The sequence below is a fragment of the candidate division WOR-3 bacterium genome (genome assembly GCA_029858255.1).
Lineage (GTDB): Bacteria > Hydrothermota > Tepidihabitantia > SM23-42 > SM23-42 > SM23-42.
In genome coordinates, this window is sequence record JAOUFJ010000002.1 from 35,884 (window position 1) to 61,202 (window position 25,319).

22 protein-coding genes and 2 pseudogenes are annotated in these 25,319 nt (G+C 47.1%); 11 read left to right on the forward strand and 13 right to left on the reverse strand.

The features are described from left to right. The 6 genes from OEV79_01295 (at position 1) to OEV79_01320 (ending at position 9,437) form a co-directional block, all read left to right on the forward strand. The gene (locus OEV79_01295) at positions 1-795 is read left to right on the forward strand and encodes a hypothetical protein (protein ID MDH4210070.1); all 795 of its coding nucleotides are present in this window, start codon (positions 1-3) and stop codon (positions 793-795) included. Continuing rightward, entirely contained in the window at positions 765-2,387 is a 1,623-nt protein-coding gene (locus OEV79_01300; GenBank protein MDH4210071.1) for a tetratricopeptide repeat protein, read from the forward strand. Before OEV79_01295 ends, OEV79_01300 begins: the two co-directional genes overlap by 31 nt. Continuing rightward, entirely contained in the window at positions 2,388-3,638 is a 1,251-nt protein-coding gene (locus OEV79_01305) for a tryptophanase (protein ID MDH4210072.1), read from the forward strand. It begins immediately after the preceding gene. 129 nt (positions 3,639-3,767) lie between these two features. Continuing rightward, positions 3,768-6,167, forward strand: a complete 2,400-nt coding sequence (locus tag OEV79_01310) for an ATP-dependent Clp protease ATP-binding subunit (GenBank protein ID MDH4210073.1) — start codon at positions 3,768-3,770, stop codon at positions 6,165-6,167. After that, a complete protein-coding gene (bamA, locus tag OEV79_01315) occupies positions 6,167-8,362 on the forward strand; it encodes an outer membrane protein assembly factor BamA (GenBank protein MDH4210074.1) in 2,196 nt (731 codons plus the stop codon). The genes OEV79_01310 and bamA overlap by 1 nt, the downstream gene beginning before the upstream one ends. A gap of 130 nt (positions 8,363-8,492) precedes the next feature. Beyond that, positions 8,493-9,437: an OmpH family outer membrane protein gene (locus tag OEV79_01320; protein MDH4210075.1), complete on the forward strand. Its 945-nt coding sequence runs from the start codon at positions 8,493-8,495 to the stop codon at positions 9,435-9,437. 19 nt (positions 9,438-9,456) lie between these two features. On the opposite strand, the gene OEV79_01325 is transcribed toward OEV79_01320, so the two are convergent. The 7 genes from OEV79_01325 to OEV79_01355 form a co-directional block, all read right to left on the reverse strand. Then, a complete protein-coding gene (locus OEV79_01325) occupies positions 9,457-9,909 on the reverse strand; it encodes a hypothetical protein (GenBank protein MDH4210076.1) in 453 nt (150 codons plus the stop codon). Between the two features lie 30 nt (positions 9,910-9,939). Next, complete coding sequence (locus OEV79_01330; protein ID MDH4210077.1) at positions 9,940-10,491, reverse strand: hypothetical protein; 552 nt, start codon at positions 10,489-10,491, stop codon at positions 9,940-9,942. 167 nt (positions 10,492-10,658) lie between these two features. Then, complete coding sequence (locus OEV79_01335) at positions 10,659-11,009, reverse strand: hypothetical protein (protein MDH4210078.1); 351 nt, start codon at positions 11,007-11,009, stop codon at positions 10,659-10,661. 91 nt (positions 11,010-11,100) lie between these two features. Next, the gene (locus OEV79_01340; protein ID MDH4210079.1) at positions 11,101-11,274 is read right to left on the reverse strand and encodes a rubredoxin; all 174 of its coding nucleotides are present in this window, start codon (positions 11,272-11,274) and stop codon (positions 11,101-11,103) included. A 51-nt stretch (positions 11,275-11,325) separates the two neighbouring features. Next, positions 11,326-12,702, reverse strand: coding sequence for a glycogen synthase GlgA (glgA, locus tag OEV79_01345; protein ID MDH4210080.1), 1,377 nt, complete (start codon positions 12,700-12,702; stop codon positions 11,326-11,328). Between the two features lie 50 nt (positions 12,703-12,752). Then, on the reverse strand, positions 12,753-13,754 hold the full coding sequence (gene galT, locus OEV79_01350) for a galactose-1-phosphate uridylyltransferase (GenBank protein ID MDH4210081.1): 1,002 nt from the start codon (positions 13,752-13,754) through the stop codon (positions 12,753-12,755). 8 nt (positions 13,755-13,762) lie between these two features. Then, positions 13,763-15,718: a peptidyl-prolyl cis-trans isomerase gene (locus OEV79_01355; GenBank protein ID MDH4210082.1), complete on the reverse strand. Its 1,956-nt coding sequence runs from the start codon at positions 15,716-15,718 to the stop codon at positions 13,763-13,765. Positions 15,719-15,819: 101 nt separating this feature from the next. Here OEV79_01355 and OEV79_01360 point away from each other — a divergent pair, with 101 nt between their 5' ends. From OEV79_01360 to OEV79_01370, 3 genes are read left to right on the forward strand one after another with little or no spacing between them, the layout of a single operon-like run. Next, positions 15,820-16,587 (forward strand): ABC transporter ATP-binding protein, encoded by a 768-nt coding sequence (locus tag OEV79_01360; GenBank protein MDH4210083.1) that lies wholly within the window; start codon positions 15,820-15,822, stop codon positions 16,585-16,587. Positions 16,588-16,630: 43 nt separating this feature from the next. Continuing rightward, entirely contained in the window at positions 16,631-17,398 is a 768-nt protein-coding gene (locus OEV79_01365; GenBank protein ID MDH4210084.1) for an ABC transporter permease, read from the forward strand. Between the two features lie 37 nt (positions 17,399-17,435). Next, positions 17,436-18,263: a hypothetical protein gene (locus tag OEV79_01370; GenBank protein MDH4210085.1), complete on the forward strand. Its 828-nt coding sequence runs from the start codon at positions 17,436-17,438 to the stop codon at positions 18,261-18,263. 28 nt (positions 18,264-18,291) lie between these two features. Here OEV79_01370 and OEV79_01375 read toward each other — a convergent pair whose 3' ends face one another. The 6 genes and pseudogenes from OEV79_01375 to OEV79_01400 form a co-directional block, all read right to left on the reverse strand. Continuing rightward, on the reverse strand, positions 18,292-18,732 hold the full coding sequence (locus OEV79_01375; protein MDH4210086.1) for a hypothetical protein: 441 nt from the start codon (positions 18,730-18,732) through the stop codon (positions 18,292-18,294). A 469-nt stretch (positions 18,733-19,201) separates the two neighbouring features. Next, positions 19,202-19,285 (reverse strand): annotated as a pseudogene (locus OEV79_01380) (prepilin-type N-terminal cleavage/methylation domain-containing protein). 493 nt (positions 19,286-19,778) lie between these two features. Then, positions 19,779-19,889: pseudogene (locus tag OEV79_01385) on the reverse strand (prepilin-type N-terminal cleavage/methylation domain-containing protein). A 374-nt stretch (positions 19,890-20,263) separates the two neighbouring features. Continuing rightward, positions 20,264-21,538: a sigma-54 dependent transcriptional regulator gene (locus tag OEV79_01390; protein MDH4210087.1), complete on the reverse strand. Its 1,275-nt coding sequence runs from the start codon at positions 21,536-21,538 to the stop codon at positions 20,264-20,266. Positions 21,539-21,592: 54 nt separating this feature from the next. Continuing rightward, entirely contained in the window at positions 21,593-22,528 is a 936-nt protein-coding gene (locus OEV79_01395) for a hypothetical protein (GenBank protein MDH4210088.1), read from the reverse strand. A 13-nt stretch (positions 22,529-22,541) separates the two neighbouring features. Next, positions 22,542-23,612, reverse strand: coding sequence for a hypothetical protein (locus OEV79_01400; GenBank protein ID MDH4210089.1), 1,071 nt, complete (start codon positions 23,610-23,612; stop codon positions 22,542-22,544). A 308-nt stretch (positions 23,613-23,920) separates the two neighbouring features. Here OEV79_01400 and OEV79_01405 point away from each other — a divergent pair, with 308 nt between their 5' ends. Both OEV79_01405 and OEV79_01410 read left to right on the forward strand, forming a co-directional pair. After that, positions 23,921-24,874: an NTP transferase domain-containing protein gene (locus OEV79_01405; protein ID MDH4210090.1), complete on the forward strand. Its 954-nt coding sequence runs from the start codon at positions 23,921-23,923 to the stop codon at positions 24,872-24,874. A 15-nt stretch (positions 24,875-24,889) separates the two neighbouring features. Continuing rightward, complete coding sequence (locus OEV79_01410; protein ID MDH4210091.1) at positions 24,890-25,312, forward strand: LytR C-terminal domain-containing protein; 423 nt, start codon at positions 24,890-24,892, stop codon at positions 25,310-25,312. Positions 25,313-25,319: the final 7 nt, after the last annotated feature.

Sequence of the window (25,319 nt, forward strand, 5' to 3'; positions counted from 1 at the left end):
ATGATTATAACAAAGATAATCAACACTTCTATGCTCTTTCTCTATATGCTTCTCCCCTACAATCTTTGTCGTTCTCTGGAGGTTCCGCTTGATTTCCACGGTCGTGGCTTTTTTGGAAAATATCTGAATAGCGATACGACCAGGTTCAATTTTGACTCTTCATTTGAAATATATGTGAATACACTCCGACACGGTTCCTTCTCGACGTACGTTTATTACCGTGACGATCTTGATATGGCCGAGCAAACCGGAGGTGTTTCAATAGACCCCAGGTACGGCCACTACTATATCGTGGGTGGATTGGACTATTTTCTTCAAAACTTTGTCATAACAGGCTATTTCGTGCATGATTGCATTCATGATATCGACTATGCAGTGGAAGGGACCCCGGTATTCAACCGGTTCAGGTTGCGTTTTGCTTCCGGTGATTTTCATTACACGACACGCCTCATGACCGTGAAAAAATTGCTGTGGTCAGTAGATATCGGCTATTATCCCCATTGGGATTTCCATGGATGGGATATCAATGCCGGCGCTGACTACAATTATGATATCATTCTGATGGCAATGTACAATCTCTACTCAAATAACAATTTCGGGCTGGATTTTACACCGGACCTTTCGATCATAGTAGGAGACACATCGCTTTACCACCGACATGTCCTCGGACTAAAAACGTATTACAAGAGATCAGCAAAACGCTTTGGACTCTCCCTCGATTATTTTGCCTACGTTGACGATCCCATAAAAAAACCTGACAAACTATGGCTGCTGTCCATTTATACAGAATTCTAGCGCTCACGCTATTTTTGTATAATAGCGACGGTGCATACGAAATGTTCAGCATCGCAAATCAATTGGAGCTCGAAGGCCGTGTTGAGGAAGCAATACAATATTATGAGAAGGCACATGAACTTGAACCCACGTCAGTCGAGATCAACATTTCACTCGCCAGTGCCCTTTACCAGATACAGCGTTTTGATGAAGGTATTTCGTACCTGGATAGAGCATTGGAGATGGACCCAGAAAACTTACGTCTGCACCAGCTGATAGCCCTGGGATATGTCGGTGAACGGAAACTGGACAAGGCTATCGAATACTACATTCATGCCCTGGAATTCGCGCCGGGCAATCAAGAGTTGTATCTGGCGGTTTCCGCATTGTTCGAAGCTAACAGAAAACTCTCGGAAGCCATGTCAGCCCTTGAGCGGATGCCTGATGAAATAAAGACGGCCGAGATATTTCTCAGACTCGCCAATCTCGCTGGCCGCATGAATGATCATCTTCTGGCAGTGGACTATTACCGGAAGGCTTATCTGCTCGATACGACGGATTTCAATACGACCATTGGTATTGGAACGGGGTTCGATATGCTCGGCATCACTGATTCGGCGATATTTTATTATGAGAACGTAAATGCCGATACTTTCATTTCAAATGTGGCGCAGCGGCTCATCGATCTGTACACTGAAGTGGATAGATATGATAGAGTAATAACAAGCGCCAATGAGATACTGACCCTTGAACCAAGCAATACTCACGTAAGGCGGAGCCTGGGTTTCGCATATTACAAGGTGGAGATGTTCATCAGGGCACTCAATGAATTCTCTATTGTTCTCAGATATGACCCTTCGGATACCTATTCGGCATTCTATCTGGCACGTATATATATGGAACAAGGAGAATATGACAGATCCCGTAAGGAGATCGAATCCGCGTTAAAGGTCAATCCTGATTTCATTGAACTCTGGGTTTATCTGGGGTTCGTCGCCATTGAAAAGGAGGATTACGATCTTGCCGAATATGCCTTCACCGAGGCAGCATATCGCGGTGGCGATCTTGCACAAATCTACTATTTACTCGGAGCTGTCATGGAAACCCAAGAGAAAGCTACGGAAGCTTACTATTATTACAGTAAGGCGGTGGAGAAAAATCCGGAAAACATTGCCGCCCTGCAATCCTTGGCGAGTATCACATCATCGTTCGGCAGGGAAACAGAAACATTCAATACTTTCCAGAGGATACTCGAAATAGACACCCTGAATGCCGTAGCGCTGAATTATGTAGGATACACCTATGCCGAACGCAGTGACAGCCTCGAATACGCGCTTCGACTAATAGACAGGGCGCTGGAAATAGACGTCAATAACGGTTATTACATGGACTCACGGGGCTGGGTGTTCTACAAAATGGGAAGGTTCGAAGAAGCACTGCGCGAGCTGGAACGCGCCAGTGAAATAGTAGAAGATGCTGTGATCTTAGAACACCTGGGAGACGTAAACCTGGAACTGAAGCGCCGCAGCGCGGCGCTCGATGCCTACAGACGAGCGTTAGAAATAGAACCGGAGAGCAAAGCGTTGCAGAGCAAGATCGATTCGGTGAAATAAATGTGGGAGCCTTACCGCATAAAGGTCGTTGAGCCACTCCCCAGAACAACCCGGAAAACAAGGAAAAAGGTTCTTGAGAAAGCCGGGTTTAATCCTTTTCTGATACCCGCAAAATACGTCACCATCGACCTGATATCGGATTCGGGAACAGGAGCGATGACCGCTGAGCAGTGGGCAAGAATGATCGAAGCAAGAGAGGATTTCGCCGGACAGACATCTTTCGAGCAGTTCTTAGATGCAGCAAAATCTCTCACTGGATTCCCTTACATCCAACCGGTACACCAGGGACGGAGCGCCGAGAGAATATTATTCGGCTTGCTGCTGAATAGAGGCGATACAGTCCTCGCCAATACACATTTCGAAACGACACGCAGTAATATAGAATCGCTCAAGTGTCATGCAATTGACCTGCCGTCCAGAGAGAGACCCTTCCGCGGCAATATCGATCTAACTGAAATGCAGAAATCGATGGGGCAACGCAAGAAGGTGAAAATCGTTATCCTGACGGTCACGAGCAATATACTCGGAGGACAACCCGTATCAATGGAAAACATTGCCGCTGCAAAGAAGATAGCACGGCACCACGGTATCGCTGTGGTGTTGGATGCCAGCAGGTATGCCGATAATGCCTTCCTGATCAAGCAACACGGAGAGGCATACGGAAGCATCAATGCAATCTGCCGAAAGATGTTCGGATATGCAGACATCGCCTACCTCAGCAGCAAAAAGGACGGGCTTGTGAATATCGGCGGTTTCATTGGACTGAGGGACGGAAGACTCTATGATCGCCTCAAATACGAGATCATCCGTCAGGAAGCATTCCCCACGTCGGGCGGTTTGGCTGCGCGTGATCTTGCCGCGATGACCGGGGGTCTGGTAGATTCTACAGATGAACACTTTCTAAGGGTACATATCGAAAACATCAAATTTCTTGGCCGGCTGCTTAAAGAAAATCGCGTGGATATTTTCGAACCGGTGGGTGGTCATGCCGTTGTTATTATGAAAAAGAAAAACCAGACCCATTTTGCATTTGCGCTTGCCGCCCAGATCTATATCGATTCCGGAATCCGTGTGGGAGTCTTCGATGATTGTGTGCGGGTTGCTGTTCCACGCCGGGTCTATACGCGCGAGCACCTCAGATACGTTGGTGAATGTATAGCCACAGCATATTCATCAGGTGTCCCGAGGTTGAAGCTCGTACACAGACCCAGTGAATTCTTCAATTTCTTCGCACGTTACGTCACTGTATAAATCAGCTTGGCGTATATACTGTGATACGAAGACATCACATAGAGTAGTAAACAGACTAATCTTGAGAATTGTCTTAATAGTTGACAAATACTCAATTTTGAATAAAATGGGCTTAATAAGGAGGATGCATTGCAGGAGAGATTCACCGAGCGGGTGAGGAAAATATTACACCTTGCTCATGACGAAGCATTGAAATTCAAAAACAACTTTATTGGCACCGAGCACCTCTTGCTGGCCATGATAAAAGAAGGCGAAGGTGTTGGTGCCATGGTTTTAATAAATTTAGGCATCGAACTCAACGAGTTGCGAAAGAATATCGAGAGTTCCATCCGTACCGGGCCCGGTGGCAAGATAGATGTTCCTTTCAGTAACGAATCGAGAGTATGCCTTAACTACGCGATGGAAGAAGCAAAGAATTTCGGCCATTCCTATGTCGGCACCGAACACCTACTGCTTGGTATTATCAGAACGCCAGAGAGTCTTGGCGCGCAGGTGCTTGAATCTGTTGGGGTCGACTACGAGACTGTCAAGAACGAGATCATCCAGCTCTTGAGACCTGAAGGCGTCATGACCAGCAAAGCACGCGGCAAGCAGAGGGGTTCAGCACTCGACCTTTTCTCCCGAGACCTGACCCAGCTTGCGCGTGAAGAGAAACTGGATCCGATCATCGGTCGCGAGAATGAGATCGAGAGGGTCATCCAGGTATTATCCCGACGCAAGAAGAATAATCCCGTCCTCGTCGGTGAGGCCGGTGTCGGTAAAACCGCAATCGCCGAAGGTCTTGCCCAGGATATCATCGCGAGCAATGTCCCGGATTCCTTGAAGAATAAAAGGGTGGTCGCATTGGATATGGCGTCGGTCGTTGCCGGCACGAAATACCGGGGGCAGTTCGAAGAGCGGCTGAAGGCAGTCATCAACGAGGTGACGCGTAACAAGGATGTCATACTCTTCATAGATGAACTGCACACCATCGTCGGAGCCGGAGCTGCCGAGGGCGCCATCGATGCATCGAGCATACTGAAACCAGCATTGGCAAGGGGAGAAATCCAGTGTGTTGGCGCAACTACCCTGGAGGATTACCGCCGCTACATCGAGAAAAATGGGGCCCTGGAGCGCCGTTTTCAACCCATAATGGTAAACCCGCCAACGGTTCAGGAAACGATCAATATTCTACAGGGATTGCGAAAGAAGTATGAGGACCATCACCAGATAACATATACGGATGAAGCGTTGGATGCCGCTGCTCGTCTATCCAATCGGTACATCACTGATAGATTCCTGCCCGATAAAGCAATCGACGTCATCGATGAGTCAGGTGCCAAGGTGAAACTATCGAAGATAGTGAAGAATGACGAAACCGCCGCGCTGGAAATGAAAATTAATGAGATAAAGGTCAGGAAGGAGAAACTGGTAGCCGAGCAGAAATTTGAACAAGCTGCCCATCTGCGTGATGAACAGAGAAAACTGACCGATGCATTACAGCAGCAAAACAAGACCACCGCCACTATTCGGCCTACCGTGAACGAGGAGGATGTTGCCTTCATAGTCTCGCGCTGGACAGGTATTCCAGTCTCAAGGATCGAAGAAGGGGAATCCAAGAGACTACTCAAAATGGAAGAAGAGCTGAAAAAGAAGATCGTCAGCCAGAACGAGGCAATTTCGGCAATAGCAAAGGCTGTCAGACGCAGTCGAGCAGGGGTCAAGGATCCCAGAAGACCTATCGGCTCATTCATCTTTCTGGGGCCAACCGGCGTGGGCAAGACTGAACTTGCCAGAAGGTTAGCCGAATTCCTTTTTGGTGATATCAATTCGTTGATAAGTCTCGATATGTCCGAATTCATGGAAAAATTCAATGTTTCGCGTCTAATTGGCGCACCCCCAGGATACGTTGGTTACGAAGAAGGCGGCCAGCTGACAGAGAAAGTGAGAAGAAAGCCGTATTCGGTAGTCCTTTTTGACGAAATCGAAAAGGCACATCCGGATGTCTTCAACATTCTGCTCCAGATACTGGAGGATGGCCAATTGACGGATTCGTATGGCCGGCGCGTTGATTTCAAAAACACGGTTGTTATCATGACCTCAAATATCGGCACTGCTGAGATCAAGAGGAGCGATGGCATCGGCTTCATGAAAGTCGATGATGCGGTTTCATACGAGAAAATGAAGATTCGGCTCATGGAAGAGGTCAGGAAGCTTTTCTCGCCGGAGTTCCTCAACCGTATCGACGAAATAATTGTCTTTAAGAAACTGAGTAAGGACGATATGAAGCAAATCATTGAAATTCTCATACAGGAAGTGGAAGAGAGACTCCGTGAGAAGAATATGAGATTGGAACTGGATGAAACAAGCAAGGAACTGCTCGTTGAAACGGGATTCGACGCTGAATTCGGCGCCCGTCCGCTGAAAAGAATCATTAGAAAATTAATCGAAGACCCGCTTTCAGAAGAGATCCTCAAAGGAAACATCAAAGAGGGTAAACGTATTAAACTCGTGAGGTCGGGAGAAAAGATCGAGTTCACGCAGAAATGATGTTTTTCTTCTTCCTCTTGAGTTACACAGTAGCCGACATCGATGTCGAGGCCAAGTGGTCGGATCATCAATTGATAATCGAGTCGAGTGGCATCGAGGTCGGCAGTACGTTCGAAGATGTACAAATACGCGAAGCTATTGAAAACCTCTCAAAACTGCGGCTCTTCAATTTCATCGCGGTGGACACGTCCATCGTGGGTGATGGAATATTCGTGAGAATCATCGTTGATGAAGCACCTTATTTGAAGGGTGTTCCTCAATTCACTGGCAATAAGAAAATAAAGGACGGTGATTTGATCAAAAAGATAGAGCTCCGCGCCGGTCAGATACTCAATGACAAGACAATCTTTGATGCCCACAGCAAGATTCTCGAGCTCTACAAGGAAAAAAATTTCCATGAAACACAGGTCAGCGAAAGTCTGTCCGTCGATTCCCTGAACAAAGCGAAATTGTTCTTCGCCATAAGTGAAGGCATTGAACCGCGGATCGGAAAGATAATAATCGAAGGTAACACGGCGATCATGGACAAGAAAATCAAAGGTAAGATGTCGACAAGAGAAGCCGGGTTTTTGAAATCGGGCAGGCTCATCAAGGAAAAACTAGACGAGGATATCGACAAAATAGCGGCACTCTACAAAGAAAACGGATTCCTCGACGTGGTAGTGCACGAACCCATCGTCGAAGTGAAGAACAATAGATTCATCATTACTATTGGCGTTGAAGAAAATCAGAAATACTATGTGGGTGAAATAACCTTTGAAGGAAACACATTATTCTCGGAGACCGTGCTGGAACGTGCAATGAAGCTTCATAGCGGTGACGTATATAACCTCGGCTTTGCTGAAGAGAGCATTCAGAATATGTACACCCTCTTTGCAGATGAGGGGTACATCTATTGCTCCATAGTACCGCTTGAGAACGTTCGCGACAGTATAATAGACATCGATTACGGGATCACCGAATCCTCACCGGCAAACGTCAAACTGGTCACCATTACTGGTAATAATCGGACCCGTGAAAAAGTCATCCGGAGGGAGATCATCACAATGCCCGGCCAGCGATATCGAAGGTCGGATGTCATCAGAAGTCAGCGCGAAATATTCAATCTCGGATTCTTCGAAGACATACAGATAATGCCAGGTAACCCCGACAGTGAAGGTAACATCGACATAATATACGATGTGAAGGAAAAAGAAGGCCTGGCTACCGTAGGCGCCGGAATTGCCTACTCTCCGCAGGATAAGGCAACAGGCTACGTCGAATTCTCCCATCCGAATCTCTTCGGTCGCGGGCAGCGCCTATACACAAAATTCGAACTGGGCGGAAGATTGACAAATATCCAGGTAGGTTTTACCGAACCGTGGTTGTTCGACACAAGAACCTCTGCGGGCATGGACGTATACTACGTGAATAGGTTGTACGAATACTACACAAAAAGAGACATTGGGTTTGCCACCCGCGTATCACTACCATTTTACCTCGATTATACCAGATTCAGTTACGGTTTCAGAACTGAGAGAACGCAGATACTTGATATCGCCAGGTCCTACACTCCACCTTCGACAGGATACAGTCTGTATGATGATACCATACCCAAGTGGACGATCGCTAATTCTTTCTCGATCAGCAGGGACTCGCGCGATTACATATTCAATGCATCCAGCGGTTCGTATATTTCGCTCGGTGCCGAATTCGCCAAGAAGATTCTATATGCAAATATAGATTACAATCGATATACGATTGATGCCAGAGCTTACTTCCCGCTCATCTGGAAAATATCACTAATGACACGTATCAGTGCTGGCGTTGTAACTAGCTCTGATGAAGTTCCGATCTACAAACGCTTCTACGCAGGTGGAATTGGCACCGATGGAGTGCGTGGCTATCCCGACCGCTCGCTGTCACCCATCGAGGATGGAAGGGTTGTCGGCGGTAGTGCTGTCTTAGTAAACAACCTGGAATTGAAGCTCAAATTGTCCCAAGGGATGGCATTCGTTCTCTTCTTCGATGCCGGAAACACTTTTACTTCTTACCGTGACATGAATCTTCATAACCTTTACCGTGGTGCGGGTGCGGGTATCAGAGTTGAAGTTCCGATGATCGGAGTCATGGGTTTTGATCTCGGCTACGGTTTCGACCGGGAAAATCCGGGTTTTGAACCGCATTTCCAGATAAACCCGTTTGGCATGTTCTAGTATTGAAATACGGTATCATATACACTCGACGCGCGGCAATGCACTATCATCCAGGAGAGCATGGCAAAAAAGTAAGGCGTGGTGTCCTTTCTGTGGATGGTATGGAAAGATTATTCAATCTGGAGGACAGATGAAGAAATTGCTTTTCCCGATACTTTTCTTGCTGAGTATCACGGTCGCAAGGGAGGTCAAGATTGGTCTCGTTAATGCTGAACGCGTTATGAATGAGTACCAGGCGACAGCAGCAGCAACGGCTGAGTTCAATCAATATGTTTTTACGTTCCGGGATTCGGCCTCGATATTGAAAAGAAAGATCGATGAGCTGAAATCTGAATTAGCGACGCAGGAGCTCCTCCTGTCCGAAGAGGCGAGACTGAGAAAAATTGATGAAATCGAAGCATTGACAGAATCTTACAATCAGTTCCTTCAGAACATATTCGGTACACGTGGAAAGGTCGAACAAAAGAATGATGAGGTGATGGCTCCACTACTTGAAAAGATCAACAACGCGATCACAAAAATCGCCGAGCAGGAGGGATTTGAAATCATCCTCGAGCTCTCTGAGGGTGTCTATTATGCACTGAGTGAACTAGACATCACCGATATGGTCATCAACGAGTTAAACCTTGAATACGGACCGACAACGCTGCCAACCGGTGAGATGAAGAAGGTCATCGTCATTTTTCCGTTCCGTGAAGAGAATCCTGAGGCGATAAATGCGGGGCTCAGTCAAGTATGCCAGGATGAATTGTACCGTACGATCAGGATTTTCAGCGGCCGGTATACAATTGTCGATAAAACCACGATCAACATGGAGATAGTGAAACGAGGATTGGGAGTGAACATTATAGACGATAATCAGGCTTATGAGCTCGGAACATCGATGCTGTGTGACTATATTATTACGGGAAGGGTGTCAAAGGTAAGTGCCAAGATCGAATATACGGTCATGATAAAGAACGTAAAAGAAAAGACGGAGATATCCCGGAGAACAAGCAGCGTGACCGAATTGGTGAAACTCTACGAGGCGCTCAACAATGATCTGAGGGCGCTGCTCGATAAGATTCAACAGTGATTTAACGATTCAAGAACCATCATCTGGGCTGTAGTCTCTTGACCTCTTTTATCATCTCCCTGATCTCGCGTTCGAATTCATCCTGGAATATCAGATACTTCGCCTGCTGGCTGGGTGTAAGCATAGTCCGGATCTCCCTCATTTTATCGATCTGGCGCTCTACTCTGTCCCTGAGAATCTTCTCGTAAGCACCCAGTGATTCCGTTATTTCATTATCAGAAGCGCCGGTTCCGAGCAGCTCCTTGAGGTGAAGAAGTATTTCCCGCCGCTGCTCGCGAAATTCGTTGTCGATCTTGTGCAATTCATTCAACTTGGGAAAAAATTCGATCGCCTGTTCAGTGCTTAAATCGAGTTCCTTTGTCAGACGATAAATCCTAACTTTTTCGATTATTTCCCGGGGATCTCTGGAATCGCTTTCCTGACCGTGCGAAAATGCCACGAGAATCAGGGAAAAAACGATGAACGCCTTCATACTGCCTCCTATAATATGCCGGTACACATGCTATGTGCCGGACCGATACTTTCTATGTAACGCGATAATAAGTGCTTCCTCCTCTTCGCGGGTCAATTCATCGATTGCTTCTTCATAATCAGGCAACAGATGATCCTCTATTAGAGTGAGTTCTTTCACCATCTGTCTGTCCACGGTACCGGCGACGACAAGGCCAGCAATATCTTCATCTTCAATGAGTTCGGCAACAGGTATATTGAATTCAACAGTGCCGTTACGGGGCCATAAGATTATCAGCAGTAGCGCGGCGGCGGCAAGAACAGGTATCAGGATTTCCGGCAGGAGCCGTGGCAGCCTGGATCTTGGCCGCGACAGCCATACCGTGTGACGGACGTTCGTTTTCATTCCCTCAAATACTTCAGCAGGATGCAGCGTAACGTTATCTGAATTCATCAAACCATATTGCCGTTTGATTTTTTCATATTCCCGCGTGCATTCCACACAACGCGAAAGATGATTAAACAACTCTTCACGCTCTCTCGAACCCAGCTGTTCTTCGAGGAGCTCGACCATCTGTTCGCGCGTCCGACCACAATCTCTCATAGCCAGTCCTTTAAGTATGCCCGTAATTTCCGCACTGCGTGGTGATGATTAGCCTTTGCAGCACCCTTGCTAATTTCCATGATCTCCCTATTCCTCCGAAAGTGTATCCCTCGTAGTGGCGAAGAATGAAAGTCATCCGCTGTCTTTCAGGCAACCTTTCGAGCGCTCTATCTATGGCTACCTTCATTTGTGTTCGCTCTCGCAGCGCGTCTGCAGGTACCTGATGCTCTCGACAGAGGCAATGCAAACCGCTCGCCTCTTTTAAACGAAATGCACGTGTTAACCGTGATCCTGTAGATCCATGTGAACAACCTAGCCCGTTCATTGAATTTAATGAGGTTTCTATAGACCTTGATAAGAACCTCCTGATTGATGTCGCGCGCATCTGCTTCATTCCTTGTATATTTATAACATGTCCTATATACCGGGATCGGGTACTTCTCAACGATCGGGTCGAACACCTGTTCTTCGCCTCTCTTAGATATTCGAACCAGAATCTCATCGTCTTGGTCACTCACTTTATTGGACGCTTGAATTATGACAGCGGTTTAGAAAACCAACGGCAGTTGACTAACCTTAATCGTTGTACAGACGCGGGTTGGCTCTTAGCTACTCTTCTTCCTCGGTATAGGGCTCAAACTGGTCCTTCTCGGCACCGCATTCAGGACACACCCACTCATCCGGCAGATCCTCAAATGATGTACCGGCTTGAACGCCGTTGTCAGGATCACCAAATTCAGGATCATAGATGTATCCACATACCGTGCATTGCCATTTGACTATCATAAACCTCCCTTTTTGAACCTGCAAATTCTACAGAATAAGTCCAAGCTGTCAAGAGCTCAGCAATCCGGCATACAACTGAGCATATTTCTTTGCCGACTCTTCCCAGGAGAAGTCATATTTCATGCAACTCTCGGACAGGCTCCTGTACTTCTCGGCTTGTCTGAAAACATCACGGGCAGTCTCCGCAGCACTGGCAAGCGCTCTGCCACTATATTCGGTGAAAAGAAATCCATTTCCAGACAAGTTCTCACTGTCGAATTCATGTACAGTATCAGCAAGCCCACCGGTACTGCGAACGATGGGCACGGTACCGTATCTCAAACTGATCAGCTGGCCCAATCCACACGGTTCGTATTTGGACGGCATGAGGAAAAAGTCACTCCCAGCATATATTCGATGCGCCAGTTTATTATCAAACTTGATGTTCACACACAAGCGACCATGATAGACGTCCTGGAGTTTAAGTAGTTTGTGATGATATGATTCCTCACCAAAACCGAGAATGATCATATTGTAGCCCATCTTGATTATCTCATCCAGGGCACAGAGCAGGATGTCAAATCCCTTCTGGCCAGCGATCCGTGATACAACGCCGATGAGTGGTCTGTTTGTGTCTAGGCCATGATCGGAGCAAAGCCGCGATTTGTTGCGCTGTTTACCGTCGAAATCAACGTATTGCTCATACAGAAGTTTATCCGAACTGGGATTCCATTGTTCGTAGTCAATTCCGTTAAGGATCCCGTGGAGATCGTTGGCACGTGTCCTCAGTACCCCGTCCAAACCAAAACCCAGTTCGGGGGTTTGTATTTCTCTGGCATAATTTGGTGAGACAGTCGTGACAGCATCAGCATATACAATACCCGCTTTGAGGAAATTCACATCACCGTAGAATTCCAAGCCTCCCGGCGAGAAGTATTTTTTCTCGATTCCCAGTATCGGGAACTTATCCTTGGAAAATTTCCCCTGATAGCCGAGATTGTGGATGGTGAAAACGCTACGGGCTTTCAACCGCTTAGATTTCATATATAGCGGCACCAAACCCGATTGCCAGTCATGGCAATGAACTATGTCATAGGATTCCCTTTCCAGCACCTTTAGAGCTGCTCTGCAGAAGAAAGTGAATCGTTCGCAATTGTCGGGAAAATCACCGCTGGAGTCACCGTACAGCCCATCTCGTGCGTAGAAATCTCTGTTGTCAATAAATATATAGTTATCCTGCCGGTAATAATCCACACGGTGGTCAACGGCCATTTTCAAATGCGCCGACCATTCCTTCTTTCCTCCGATGCCTTTGTAGCGTGGCAGGATGATCTGAGTGTCGATGCCTGAATTGACGAGTGAACGTGGTAATGCGCCCGCGACGTCGGCCAGACCGCCGGTCTTGGCAAAAGGTACCGCCTCAGATGCTATGAAAACGACCTTCATTTTATATTTTGTTTTGAACGCTCAGAGATACCTCCAACAGCGGTCCCCGGTCAAATGATGTTCTTGAGATACGCCGCTGAATCCTCTGGACCGGTTGGGTTAATATAGAAACCTGTCCCCCATTCGAAACCCGCAATATGCGTGAGAACCGGAATGATCTCCAGGTGGTAATGATAGAAATCAATACCACCCATGGTTATTGGCACAGTATGGATGATATAGTTATAAGGTGGCGTATTGAGCGCTTTCTTCAGGCGCATTAGGCAATCCTTTAGAATAGCGGCCAAGTCCTTCAATTCTCCAGTTGTGGCATCTTCGAAATTGGAGCGATGGTTTCGCGGAAGTATCCAGCATTCAAAGGGAAATCGCGGGGCAAAGGGACATACGAGAATGAACGAGTTGTTTTCACTGATCAAACGCTTTCTCGCCTTTGTTTCCTGAACCACGATGTCACAGAAGATACAGCGCTCGCGGTATTCATAATACCTTTTTGCGCCGTCCATCTCTTCCATGACTCTCTTGGGGACAACTGGAGTCGCGATCAACTGCGAGTGACTATGCTCGAGCGAGGCACCTGCTGCAGCGCCAAAGTTCTTGAATACCATCACATAGCGGAGACGCTCGTCTCTTTTAAGGTCAAGTATTCGCTGCTGATAGGCATACACGACATCGCCGAATCCATTCAAATCCATGTCAGCCAGATCCTGCTCATGTACAGGTGTTTCGATGATGACCTCATGAGCTCCGATGCCATTCATACGGTCGTAAATCCCCTCGCCCCGTCTGTCGATCTCTCCTTCGATCCTCAGTGCAGGGAATTTGTTGGGTATAACACGCAGTTTCCAGCCAGGTGCATTAGGGGCCGAGTTATCCGTACGGATGGCGTATATTTCAGGCGGTGTCGCTGACTCATTACCAGGACAAAAAGGACATTCCTTCGGTGTTATTTTCTTAGATTCGGGGGAAAATTTGAAATCTTTTGGGCGCTTCGCGCGCTCGGTGGAAATTATTACCCAGCGACCTAAGACAGGATCTTTCCGTAGTTCTGGCATTAACCTCTTTACTCTTCGCTTTCTGTCTGTGGCTCCGGGGCTTCCTCTGGTTCGGGCAACAGGATTTGGATATCGGCCTCTTCTCTTATCTTATCGAGAAAACCAGCGGCGAGTTCACCCTGTTGCTGGCGCTTCATACGCGATTCGATGATATTTCTCACGTCGTCAAGGCTTCGGTAGTGTTCAGAAATGTGCTCGACCATCTTTATGATAGTCCATGTATCTGCCTTGACGCTGAACACTTTGCTGATCTCACCTATCTTCAAGGAGAAGAGAATTTTGTCGTAATCCTCACCCATCATGCCCCGGCGTATGAGTCCGGTCTCACCGCCGCGCACGCTCGATACTGCGGTTGAATACTCAGCGGCAAGCGAATCAAAGGATTCTGGGTTAGCAATGACCTCTTCATGCACTTTTTCGGCAACTTCTTTTGAATCCAGTATTATCTCGTGGACGCGAGCAGATTCGGGCATCTTGAACTCTTCGATGTTTTCACTGTAATTTCTTTCTACCTCGGCAGAATCGATAACGATTGCATCGAGCACGACCTTCTGATATAAGCCCTGATCCATTGCGGTCTTCATAGCGTCTTTGAGTTGTGTAAAGTACCCATCGTGCAGAAAATACTTGTTACGCCAGGCCAATTCCATTCTCAGATCCTCATCAAAGATGATACCGAGCAATTCTTCAACCTTATCCGGACGGGAAAGGTCTAACCTGGCAAATCGAGGCGACATGTTTTCATTCCTCTGCGTGGCGTCATCCCAGGTTATCCTTCTGCCGTTTATTTCAGCTATTGTGACTCCTCTGCTTTGTTCGGTCGTGTCCTTCAGGACCGCGATGATCGAATCGTTAAATGTGGCTATTTTTGCCTTTTTCTTCAATCTCTTGGTGAAAGCTTCCTCTTCCCTTTCGATATTTTGCGTCCTGACCTGCGCTTCGATCTGCTTTTTGACTTCTTCAAAGTCACGGTAATGCTCAGGTTTGTGAGATGTAATGTAGTATATACCAAACTTCTCGTCGAAGGGAACGATTTTTGTCAGTGTATTGACTTCGGTATTGAAGATTACGGAATCAATACTCGCGTGTTTCCGGCCGGGGTAAACGATACCCATGTTGCCACCGTTACGGGCACTCGTTTCGGTTGAATACAGCTTGGCAAGCGTGTCGAAGCTTGCATTATCCTTGATAAGAGAATCAAGAAGGACCTGCGCAAGACTATCCGATTCGACGACAATCTCCCGCCCCATGACTTGTTCGCTGACGACGTACTTGTCTTTATTCTCTTCATAGTATTTTTTCATCTGTTTATCGGTCGGATTTGCCTTGCTGATCACTTCATAGGCACGCACCTCGTCCAGGAGGATGGTTCTGTTTCGATTATTAAAACTATTCTTGAAGAATTCTGTGTCCGTTATCTTGTTCTCAACCGCGCTGGCGAATATCAGGCGCTCCGTTATCATCTGCTCGAGTACTACCTTCTCATCGGGACGCGCAAACTGACCGCCGCGTCCAGTTTTCTCATCCAATTCCAGACGTGTTATATTGTATCCATCTATGACCGCGACGTAATCCTGATAATTCTTCTTGAAACAACGTTCAACGCCATTCAATGAAAAAGAATCGAGTGGGGCTTTGCGGAAACGCGTCGCTACAATTTCATACATCCTCGCTGAGTTCAGATAATCTTCCAGTATCTCGAGAACCTGCGCCAAACGGTAATAGGCCCAACCGTCCTTGTGCTTGTAGTTATCAACGACGTCTTGATATATTTCTGCAGCTTTTTGAAAATCCAATAATTTGCTGTAGTAAATATCACCCATCTCGAGCTTCCACTGATAGGGATCTTTGTTTTTCTGTATCCTTTCCTCGCAATATTGCAGTGCTGCTTCATAATCCTCATTCATTACCAGGTTAACATATTCCTGCGGTAGCGCGAAGAAAAGTATGAATAGCATGAGCATCTGGCCTCCTTTCTTGAGTGTCTATTTTACATAAATATCAACCACTGTCAAGCGGCTAAAATTCACTTTACAAATCGCGGATTATGTGTATATTTAATGCAATGCAAGCCGTCATAGAACTCAAGGATATCAAACGCAGTTTCAAGAACCATTTCTGGCAGAAAAAGAAACAGGTGCTTGAGGGCATTTCACTGCAAATTCGTGAAGGTGAAGTATTCGGTTTTCTTGGACCCAACGGCGCAGGCAAAACAACGACCATAAAGATCATCACCGGACTGATCAGACCAGACTCTGGCTGCGTTAGCATATTCGGTATGACACCCCATTCACTATCAGCAAAACAGCGCATCGGCTTCCTGCCCGAATCTCCGTACTTTTACGAACATCTGACCGGCTATGAATTCCTCAAGATCCACGCGGTTCTGAGCAATCTCGAGAAGTATAAAGAAAGGACATTTACGCTCCTTGAGCGTGTAGGATTGAAAGACGCGATGCACGTCCAGCTGAGGTCTTATTCAAGAGGCATGCTGCAACGGATCGGCATAGCCCAGGCAATGATCGGATCACCTGATCTGCTCATTCTTGACGAACCGCTAACCGGGCTTGATCCGATTGGACGCAAGGAGATAAAGGATTTGATACTGGAGGAAAAGAGCAAGGGTACAACCATCTTTTTCTCGTCTCATATTCTACCCGACGCTGAAGCGGTCTGCGACCGCATTGGCATAGTCATACAGGGTAGGATAAAAGAGATCGGTGATATGTCGACACTACTCAAGAAGGGCCTCCAGGCTGACAAGATCACTCTTGAGGACTGGTTTGTCGATCAGGTAAAGGCGACGGCTGAGAAAAGAGGAACGACTCGATGATGAATTTAAGCATAAGTCAATGTTCATCCGCAGCTGAAAGAAAATGCATAGAGTAATAGCGATATTCGAAAACACTTTCAAGGAAGGCCTACGGCAGAGAATTCTGTCCTTGCTGGGCATTTTTGCTCTATTGCTTATCGTAGTTTCGGTTTTTCTAGAACCTTTCGCCCTTGGCGAAGCGCCTAAGATAATGCGTGATTTCGGTCTCGCCGTGACTTCACTCTTTGGCGTACTGACTACAATAATCATCGGCTCTGCGCTCATCCACCGAGATATAGAAAAACGCACGATCTACACTGTGCTGGCAAAACCGGTACGCAGGGGTGAAGTTGTGCTGGGCAAGTTCCTGGGTCTGGGCGCGCTCATTGCCCTGCTCGTACTTGCCATGCTATTGATACATCAATTGATCATTTTCGTCCAAGAAGGTGTATTTGAGCCTTCATTGCTCATTGTTTTTCCGTTTGAACTCATCGAGGTTTCGGTGATACTCGGTATCCTTCTGCTATTCTCGTCGTTTTCTTCGAGTACACTGACTTCGATAATGGGTGTGATATTTTTCGTTACAGGACATGCCATGCCCGACTTGAAGTTGTTCGCGGAAAGTACCAAGGTTGAAGCCCTCAAACACGTCGCTTATGGGTTCTACTACCTTCTGCCCAACCTCAGCAACTTCAATTTTCGCACCGACCTTGCCTATAACATACCCCTGCCGGCGGATCAGGTTATCTTTTCCGTATGCTACGGCGTGATCTATACAGTATTTCTTCTCTATGTCACGACATTGATCTTTGAACGCCGTGAATTCAAGTAGTCAACTTTGACTCCTTCCCGATGCACAGGGAAATAGAATGACCAAGAAGATCGCCATCGCATGCCTGATTCTGGTCGTGCTCCTCAGTCTTGCTTACCGAATAGACATGAGAAAAACCCCTCATGAGTTGATCGGCGAATTGATGTATTTCCCTTCAGGCTATGCTTTACGTACGCTGTCGGTCGGATATCATGCTCCGCTCGCCGACATCGTATGGCTGCGATTCATTCAGTACTACGGTGAGCACCGAATGACAGACGCGAGGTTTGAACTGATGTACCATATACTCGATATATTGACAACACTCGATCCGAGATTCCTCTATTCGTACACGCTCGGCGCGCTCATGCTCACCCATGATGCACAGAGACCAGACCAGGCAGAAGCGCTACTAAAAAAGGGCATGTACTCAAACCCTGATGAATGGAGGATCCCTTTTACTTATGGGTTCATCAACTATATTTTTCTGAAGGAATACCGGGTGGCTCAGACCTATTTCCGCGTTGCTTCTACAAAACCCGACGCGCCTGATATGGCAAAACGGTGGTATGCGTTCATTACTTACCTCAAGCTCGGTGACCTAAAGACTTCGCTGGCACTCTGGATGGACCTCTATAATAATACCGAGAATCCCGAGGAAAAGGAGATCGCGGCGATCTACATAAAGAAGATTAAGATGCAGATAGACATTGATTTCCTTAATCGTAAAATCGGGGAATATGCTGATGCAATAGGCTATCCGCCTGCCGTGATAACTGACCTGGTAACGTCAGGGCTCGTCGAGGCAATACCCGAAGAACCACATGGTGAGAGCTACTATATAAGAGACGGAAAAGCCCGTTCCACATGGGATCGGGATAATTGAAAAACCGGAGCTATTCTAAGACTTCTGGCTAGGTCTTGCTTTTCTGACCGAAATTCTCCCTGATACCTTCTACCATCTGATTGAAGCTGTCAGCAACGTCATGAATTGCATCACCTTTGCGAAATCTCAGGGTCACTGTATAGTCACCGTTCTGTACCTTTTCCATGAACATCTTCAGACGGTATAGCGGACCGGCAATCCGATGCGATACGAATATGCACACAACCGCAAGAAAGAGAAAAGCGACGGGCAGGATTATGAGCAGTGGTCTCGTGGATGCGACTATCAGTTCACTGCCGGTTGGTGCCCGTCCATAATTTTCTATGAAATCAACGATCGAAGAAAGGAAGAAATAGTGGTTTATCAGCGTAATAAGCAGTGTTATGACAAAGACAAGAAAAAGCATCAAACCCAGCATCCTGAATTGAAATTTCTTGTGCACGATATAGTTTCTTCTCTGTAATTTCATGGTTCCTTTCGGGTTATGGAAGAACCAACAAAAGCGGGGCTTTCGCACCAAAGGCAGTTAGAATATATGAAAAGGCTGCTGAGCCATTGCTGCTTGGCGTAGTGTTGTCAGCCTGGTATGCTGAATAGTAGACACAACCTTGTGGTCCGCCAGGGGGCCCGGGTGGAACAGGTGGAGCAGCAACCAAAAGATTCTCGATTACCGTGAAAGTTATGTTAAAAGGATTCTTGAAACCTGGATGCGGTTTTAGCAATGCATCTGGAGGAAATGGCGGCAAACGTACCCCTCCTGCAAGGGACATGTTACCGACAACTCCAGGAAGAATAGACGGATTTGCCTCACTCACCTTTGTATCTAAATCACCAGGGTAGACCCCGCCAGCCAGGGTATTGAATTCTTCGACGGCCGCGTGCGCCGAATGCATGTTCGCCTTCACGCTTGCTTCATAAGCCCGGTTTCTCAAACCGACATAATTTGGGATTGCGATCGCCGCCAGAATCGCGATGACAACGACGACGACCATGAGTTCGATCAAAGTAAAGCCTCTATGCATGCACCCTCTCCGTCTTCGATAAAAAATATTGGGGGGCAATTCGCTTGCCCCCCAATACCCATTGTTCATGCGATTTTTCACGCGATTATTGACCAGATTGTAGCGTAAGAGCCATGACCGCATCAACACCATTACCAGTGATGATATATCGGACTGCCGTCCCTGCCGGTGCGGGCGTTGTGGCACTCGCGTCAAATGACTCATAGAACACCACACCTGCATCAGCTGCCGCAGCATACGCTGCCGGTCCTATGTCACCCTCACGGTTAGCAGTCGCAACCGGATTCTTGAAGCTTGTCGGCAACAAAACATTGGCCGGCGCCGGTGGCCAGTTCCAAGTAGCTGCTCCAGCTATGCTACGAAGATCTGCAACGACACCGGTGATAGTTCCAACCCCTTCTGCACAATCAGCTGCATAGATTCCTTCAGTCAGCGTCGAGAAGTCCTCAGCAGCAAGCTGCAGAGTATGCATGTTGTTCTTTACCGATGCTTCCTTGGCACGCTTCTGCATGCTGATGAAGTTCGGTATTGCGATCGCCGCCAAGATACCAATGATAACGACAACCACCATGAGCTCGATCAGGGTAAATCCTTTATTCTTCATTTTTTGCCTCCTCAGCAAAGAATGGTACTAGTAGAGTGGAATAATGTGCCCCCGAATATTGAAAGGTCGATAACAAAACCCGGTTTACTTAACCAAGAGGCTTTAGGACACAGACAGCACGAGTATTAAGGCTTACGCCTCATTCCATCACCAGAAAGCCACACCCATCTTATTGGAGAAACTGATAGATTTTTAAAGACCAATTTACCTTATTATATAGCAATATCTGTGCCACGTCTATATGAAAGAAACCCATGAAATCGCGGGGCAAAAAAATTACTGTACTGTCTCAACAATAGCAATGTGTCTCATTGTTAAACACTTAAGTCTCGGAAATAATATACCTCTGAAATCCATCGATCTGCACTGAGGCGTTATTTCTTCCTCTTTTTGGTATTCTTGAATCTACGGTACAGGGTCGCACGGGACACCCCCAGTATCCTTGCTGCCTCGCTCATATTGCCGTTACATTCCTTCACTACCCGTGTGATCTCCTCGGACTGGATTTGATTCAGGCTCTTCCCTCTAGGCCGCGGCAGGCCGAGATGCTGGGGTTCTAAGTAGTGAGAATCGCTCAAAATTGCGGCTCTTTCAATCACGTGGCGCAATTCTCTCACGTTGCCAGGCCAATTGTAGTTGTTCAGTATTTTTAGTGAATCTACCCGTAACACACGTTCACCGATGTTTTCACGCGTACATATCTCCTTAAGAAAGTGTCGGGCGAGTAACGGTATGTCGTCGTGGCGTTCTCTTAAGGGCGGCAGCACGAGCGGGATTACATTCAAACGATAGTATAAATCTTCTCTGAAACTGCCCTTTCTCAATTCCTCGCTGAGATTTTTGTTAGTAGCAGCTATGAGCCTAACATCGACCTTGATTGGTTTTGTCGCACCCAGCGGAACAATTTCCCGTTCCTCCAGCAGCCTGAGTATCTTGACTTGAATTGTCGGCGAAGCATCACCGATCTCATCGAGAAAGAAAGTTCCCTTGTCTGCCGTCCTGAAAAGTCCTTCCTTGTCGGTCGTAGCACCTGTGAATGCGCCACGTTTATAGCCAAAAAGCTCACTCTCGAGCAAGGTATCAGGCATTGCCGCGCATGAAACAGTAACGAAATTGGACTTCGCGCGCTTTGAACGGTTGTGTATTTCGCGGGCGAACAACTCTTTGCCCGTACCCGATTCACCGAGCAACAAGACCGTGGTATCGGTTGCCGCGATCTTATCGAGCATTGCCAGGGTGCTACGCATCTGTTTGCTCGTCCCGATTATCTTTGTCGGCCCTTTCAGATACCCGCTCAGATTTGCCCTGATTCGAACTGCCAGCTCGTCTATGGAAAAGGGTTTTAATATGTAATCACTTGCCCGGTCACGCAAGGCGTTGATTGCCGAATCCATTGAACCATATGCCGTGATGAATATGAATGGCACGTCAGGATGTATACCCCGCACCTTTCTCAGGAATTCAAACCCGTCGATCTCCGGCATCTTTATGTCGCTGATGATCAAATCGTAATGCTGGTTCTTTACCTCGGCCATTGCATCTTTTGGATCAGTCGTCGCGAATACCTGATAGCCCTTCTGCTCGAGAGCGTATCCCAGCCATTTGATAAGACTGGCCTCATCATCAAGCAGGAGAATCTTATTTTTCATGGATTATCCACGTCCGTGTGTAGCAGTTTACAAGCAATGACGGAAGAGTCAATCCTATTTTCTTCTGAGTGCGAACAATTCATTCAGCACAAAAGTCAATTGCGGTTTTATCAACAACTCCCTTAATCCATCTCTACTTCTCATTGCGAAATCCATCAATATACTCACGCTTCCTATATTACGCAGGGGTACGCCGAACTCAAGCGCCACTCCGTGTTCAGTAACATCATTAAAGTACCAGGGATTGAAGTAATACATCAGACCAATATTACCACGATTCATAAATATCTTCAACCGGTTCGGCGAGTCAAACGTAGTATCACTCCAGAAAGAGTGTTCATAGATGATGCCAAGCGGCCATCCTGCAATTTTTGGATATATCCCGACCGAAAGTCGCTCGGGAAGATCAATCATCGTCGTCTCCTCAGGCAGGTATACCATTCGCACCCGGCCAAAGGACTCATAAGCGACAGAGAACAAGTCATGCTTTAGCCCAAAAGAAAATATCCTTCCCCGGTACCTGTAGGAGAATGTATCGACGAGACTGTACGAGCCGATGCTGTGGGTCCATATTTCCCAGGCGTTACCGAAGAGAAAGGATCCGGTTGTCGCAAGTTCGAAGGCTCCCAATCGTTTGCTCAATCCAGCGTACACTTCCTCTACACCCCCTTCTCCAAGGGCATGTATTTGTAGAGAACTATCCTCGAGGTAAACGTCAAAGCATTGATTGAAACGCTCGCGGTTGCCGACCATTACGCCGAACCCGTGTGTCAACGGCACGGCAAGGGACAATTTTATTGGATTCGTCCAGAATACCCCGCGGAGATCTCCCGATTCATTCAATAGCATGTATTCGGGACTTACGGTAAAACCGAGCCGGGCCAGATGGCTTCCTTGCATGAATGGATCGTTAAAGATACCGAGGTCTTCTCCGATACCACCTATTGAGAAAATCGAGGCGTTAATCAGAAAAGCGATGATGATACTCATTACGCTCTGTTGACTAATATCGGGGATCGGGCGGCTCGATATACCCGATGTTCAGACGATGCGAACCCCGTACTATCTTAACCCGTGAAATGTCATAGCTCTCTGGTGTGATACCGATAAAGAAACCGTAGTTAGAGTCAGGATGCTCGATCAGGTGTTCAGCGTGTTTTGCGATATCTATCGTCACCATCGTATCACCGACTCCAATCCTCTTCAGAGCAATGAGAGGACCGGTCGGCGTATCGAATGTTGAAAAGGGTTCAAGCAATTGGCGTACTCCGATCTCGATCGTATCGCGGTGGCTGAAATATTCAGCGCACCTGAATGAAAGTTCAGCATAGACGGCCATCGTGCTATCGAGCAGCGTATCGTAATTGAACTTCACAAAATCACGATATACCCATCCCGAACCGATCCAGTCATCAAACAAAGTCGGTTCTGGTCCGTTTATGATATGACAATCAACTTCGACGAATGCCGGTATCATAACGTCATTCTTCTCGAGTATTATCCTGGCCGGGTTCTCCCCTTCACGTGAGGAGATATAGCAGAAACCAGTATCACGCGGTACGATCATTATTCCCTTGGCCGCCTGTATCTGCTCCAACTCAATATAATTGAAGTAGAGAATAACAGAATCGCCCTGTGCGATTCCGTACCGGATCGAATCGCTGTTGAAATCACCGCCCGGCGTCGTCCAGGGTACATCCAAATTTCTCCTCGTCCAGTCAGCTTCGTACTCACTGAATTCAACGTCCATCAAGTGCAGGCTGAAAGGAACCGTATCATTATTGAATGAATTCCTTATGTTGAGAATCATTCTTATCTCATCGAGCCCCAGATAAGTAGAATCCGGGAAGTCAAAAACGAGCATGGCACGGGATTCGTATTCCGCGTTCTTGCCAAACACCAGGTTAACCGCGCTGCCGGTATTAATATTCTTGTATTCGGTGAACGTTGAGAACAGATTGAGTTCAAGAAATTGAGGGGTGAATTCCCCTCGTTGACGTAGTTCGTCTTCTCCAACTGGCAGCTCATTGCACGCCAGGAAAATCAGCGATATAATCAGAATGCACTGTTTCATTAAGCTAATCATAATCATATTTTTCAATAAGTCAAGTTAGAAATAGATATCTTGCTCGTCGTAGCAGGACTCACATCGCGATCTTCTCGTGAGGGTCGTGCAGAATGGATGTGCACATGAAAGTTCATTTCTTCTCTGACCATTCACCGAATGTGAAGATGCTGCTCCGACCGGGGCTACTCATGCTCAGACACGAGCATTGGGCTCCATGAACCGCAGTGAGTCCGCGAGTCGTCATAGGGCATGTATTCGTAAGGCTATTTTTAAGGATGCACTTGACAGACTAACATATTTGATTATATTTAGTTGTGGCGACCGCAAAAATGCCCATATTACAAGAGAAATTGAGCACAATCATCCTAGCTGCAGGTGTCGGCAAGCGCATGAAATCGAAAACTCCAAAAATACTACACCGGATATTGGGCAGACCCATAATTTCATTCGTTTTAGAGCTGGCACGCGGCATCGGCAGCGCGCAGACTATCCTGGTTGTCAGTGACTGCTCCGGTGATTTCTTCGAATCGCTTGGCGGCAGTGTCTGCTATGCTATCCAAGAAGAGCCGCTCGGCACAGGTGACGCCGCGGCCAAAGGGCTCGAGAAGACGGAGCATGACAATGTACTCATACTGTGCGGTGATGTACCCTTGCTCCAAAAGAGAACAATCCTCGATCTGATAGAATACCACAATAATCAAAATGCGTGTGTGACGGTTCTTACCTGTCAAATAAAAGATCCCTTCGGATATGGCAGGATAATCCGCGATCAGGATGGTCATGTTAAGGAAATCATCGAACAGACCGACGCCAACCCTGAACAGCAAAGGATCAATGAAATAAATGCCGGTGTCTACTACGGCAAGACGAAGCCGATCATGTCCGCCCTCAATGAAGTCACGACCGATAACAAGCAAGGAGAGTACTACCTGACCGATGCGATTCATAGTATGGTAAAAACGGGGAAATCAGTATCCGGCTATATGATAGATCGCGAAGAGGAAATAACTGGCATAAACACACAGGAACAACTCGCGCGGGTCCGCGCACTGGTGAAGAGTAGATGGTTCGACCTTTTGATGAGACGCGGTGTTTGCATCGAAGACCCAGTGACAACGAACATCGACCTGTCCGTCAAGATCGGTGACGGGGTTCAAATAAGGCCATACAGCTTGATCGAAGGCAACACAACGATCAGCGATGGTGATACCATCGGACCCTTTGTCTGGATAAAAGACGGCAAGGTGGTCTGCTCTACAAATGTATAGCATGAACACGTAGATATGAGTTCATCCGGCAAGGCTCTGCTCTACATACTCGTGATCACGCTCGCCGCATTTCTGATATCGATAATATTCATGTATACCCGCGAAAACCCTGAGGCGATACGCAAGAAGAACAGTAGTATGCGCGTCGAAGTTCTTAACGGGTGCGGTGAGAACCGGTTAGCAATCAAGGTTGCCAACGTACTCAGAAGAAAGGGGTTCAATGTAGTCAAGATCGGTAATGCCACACAGTCTGATTTCGAGCAGACAGTTGTGATCGAACGCAGCGTGGATGATTACAGCAACGCGAAATATTTTGCCAAACGGATAAAATGCAAATATATCGGTAAAGATATCGACCCTGCGCTACATCTGGATGTAAGCCTGATTCTCGGTCGTGATTATTCAGAGTATTTTGCCGACGTCTCTGAGAAATTTTAGGAGAAAT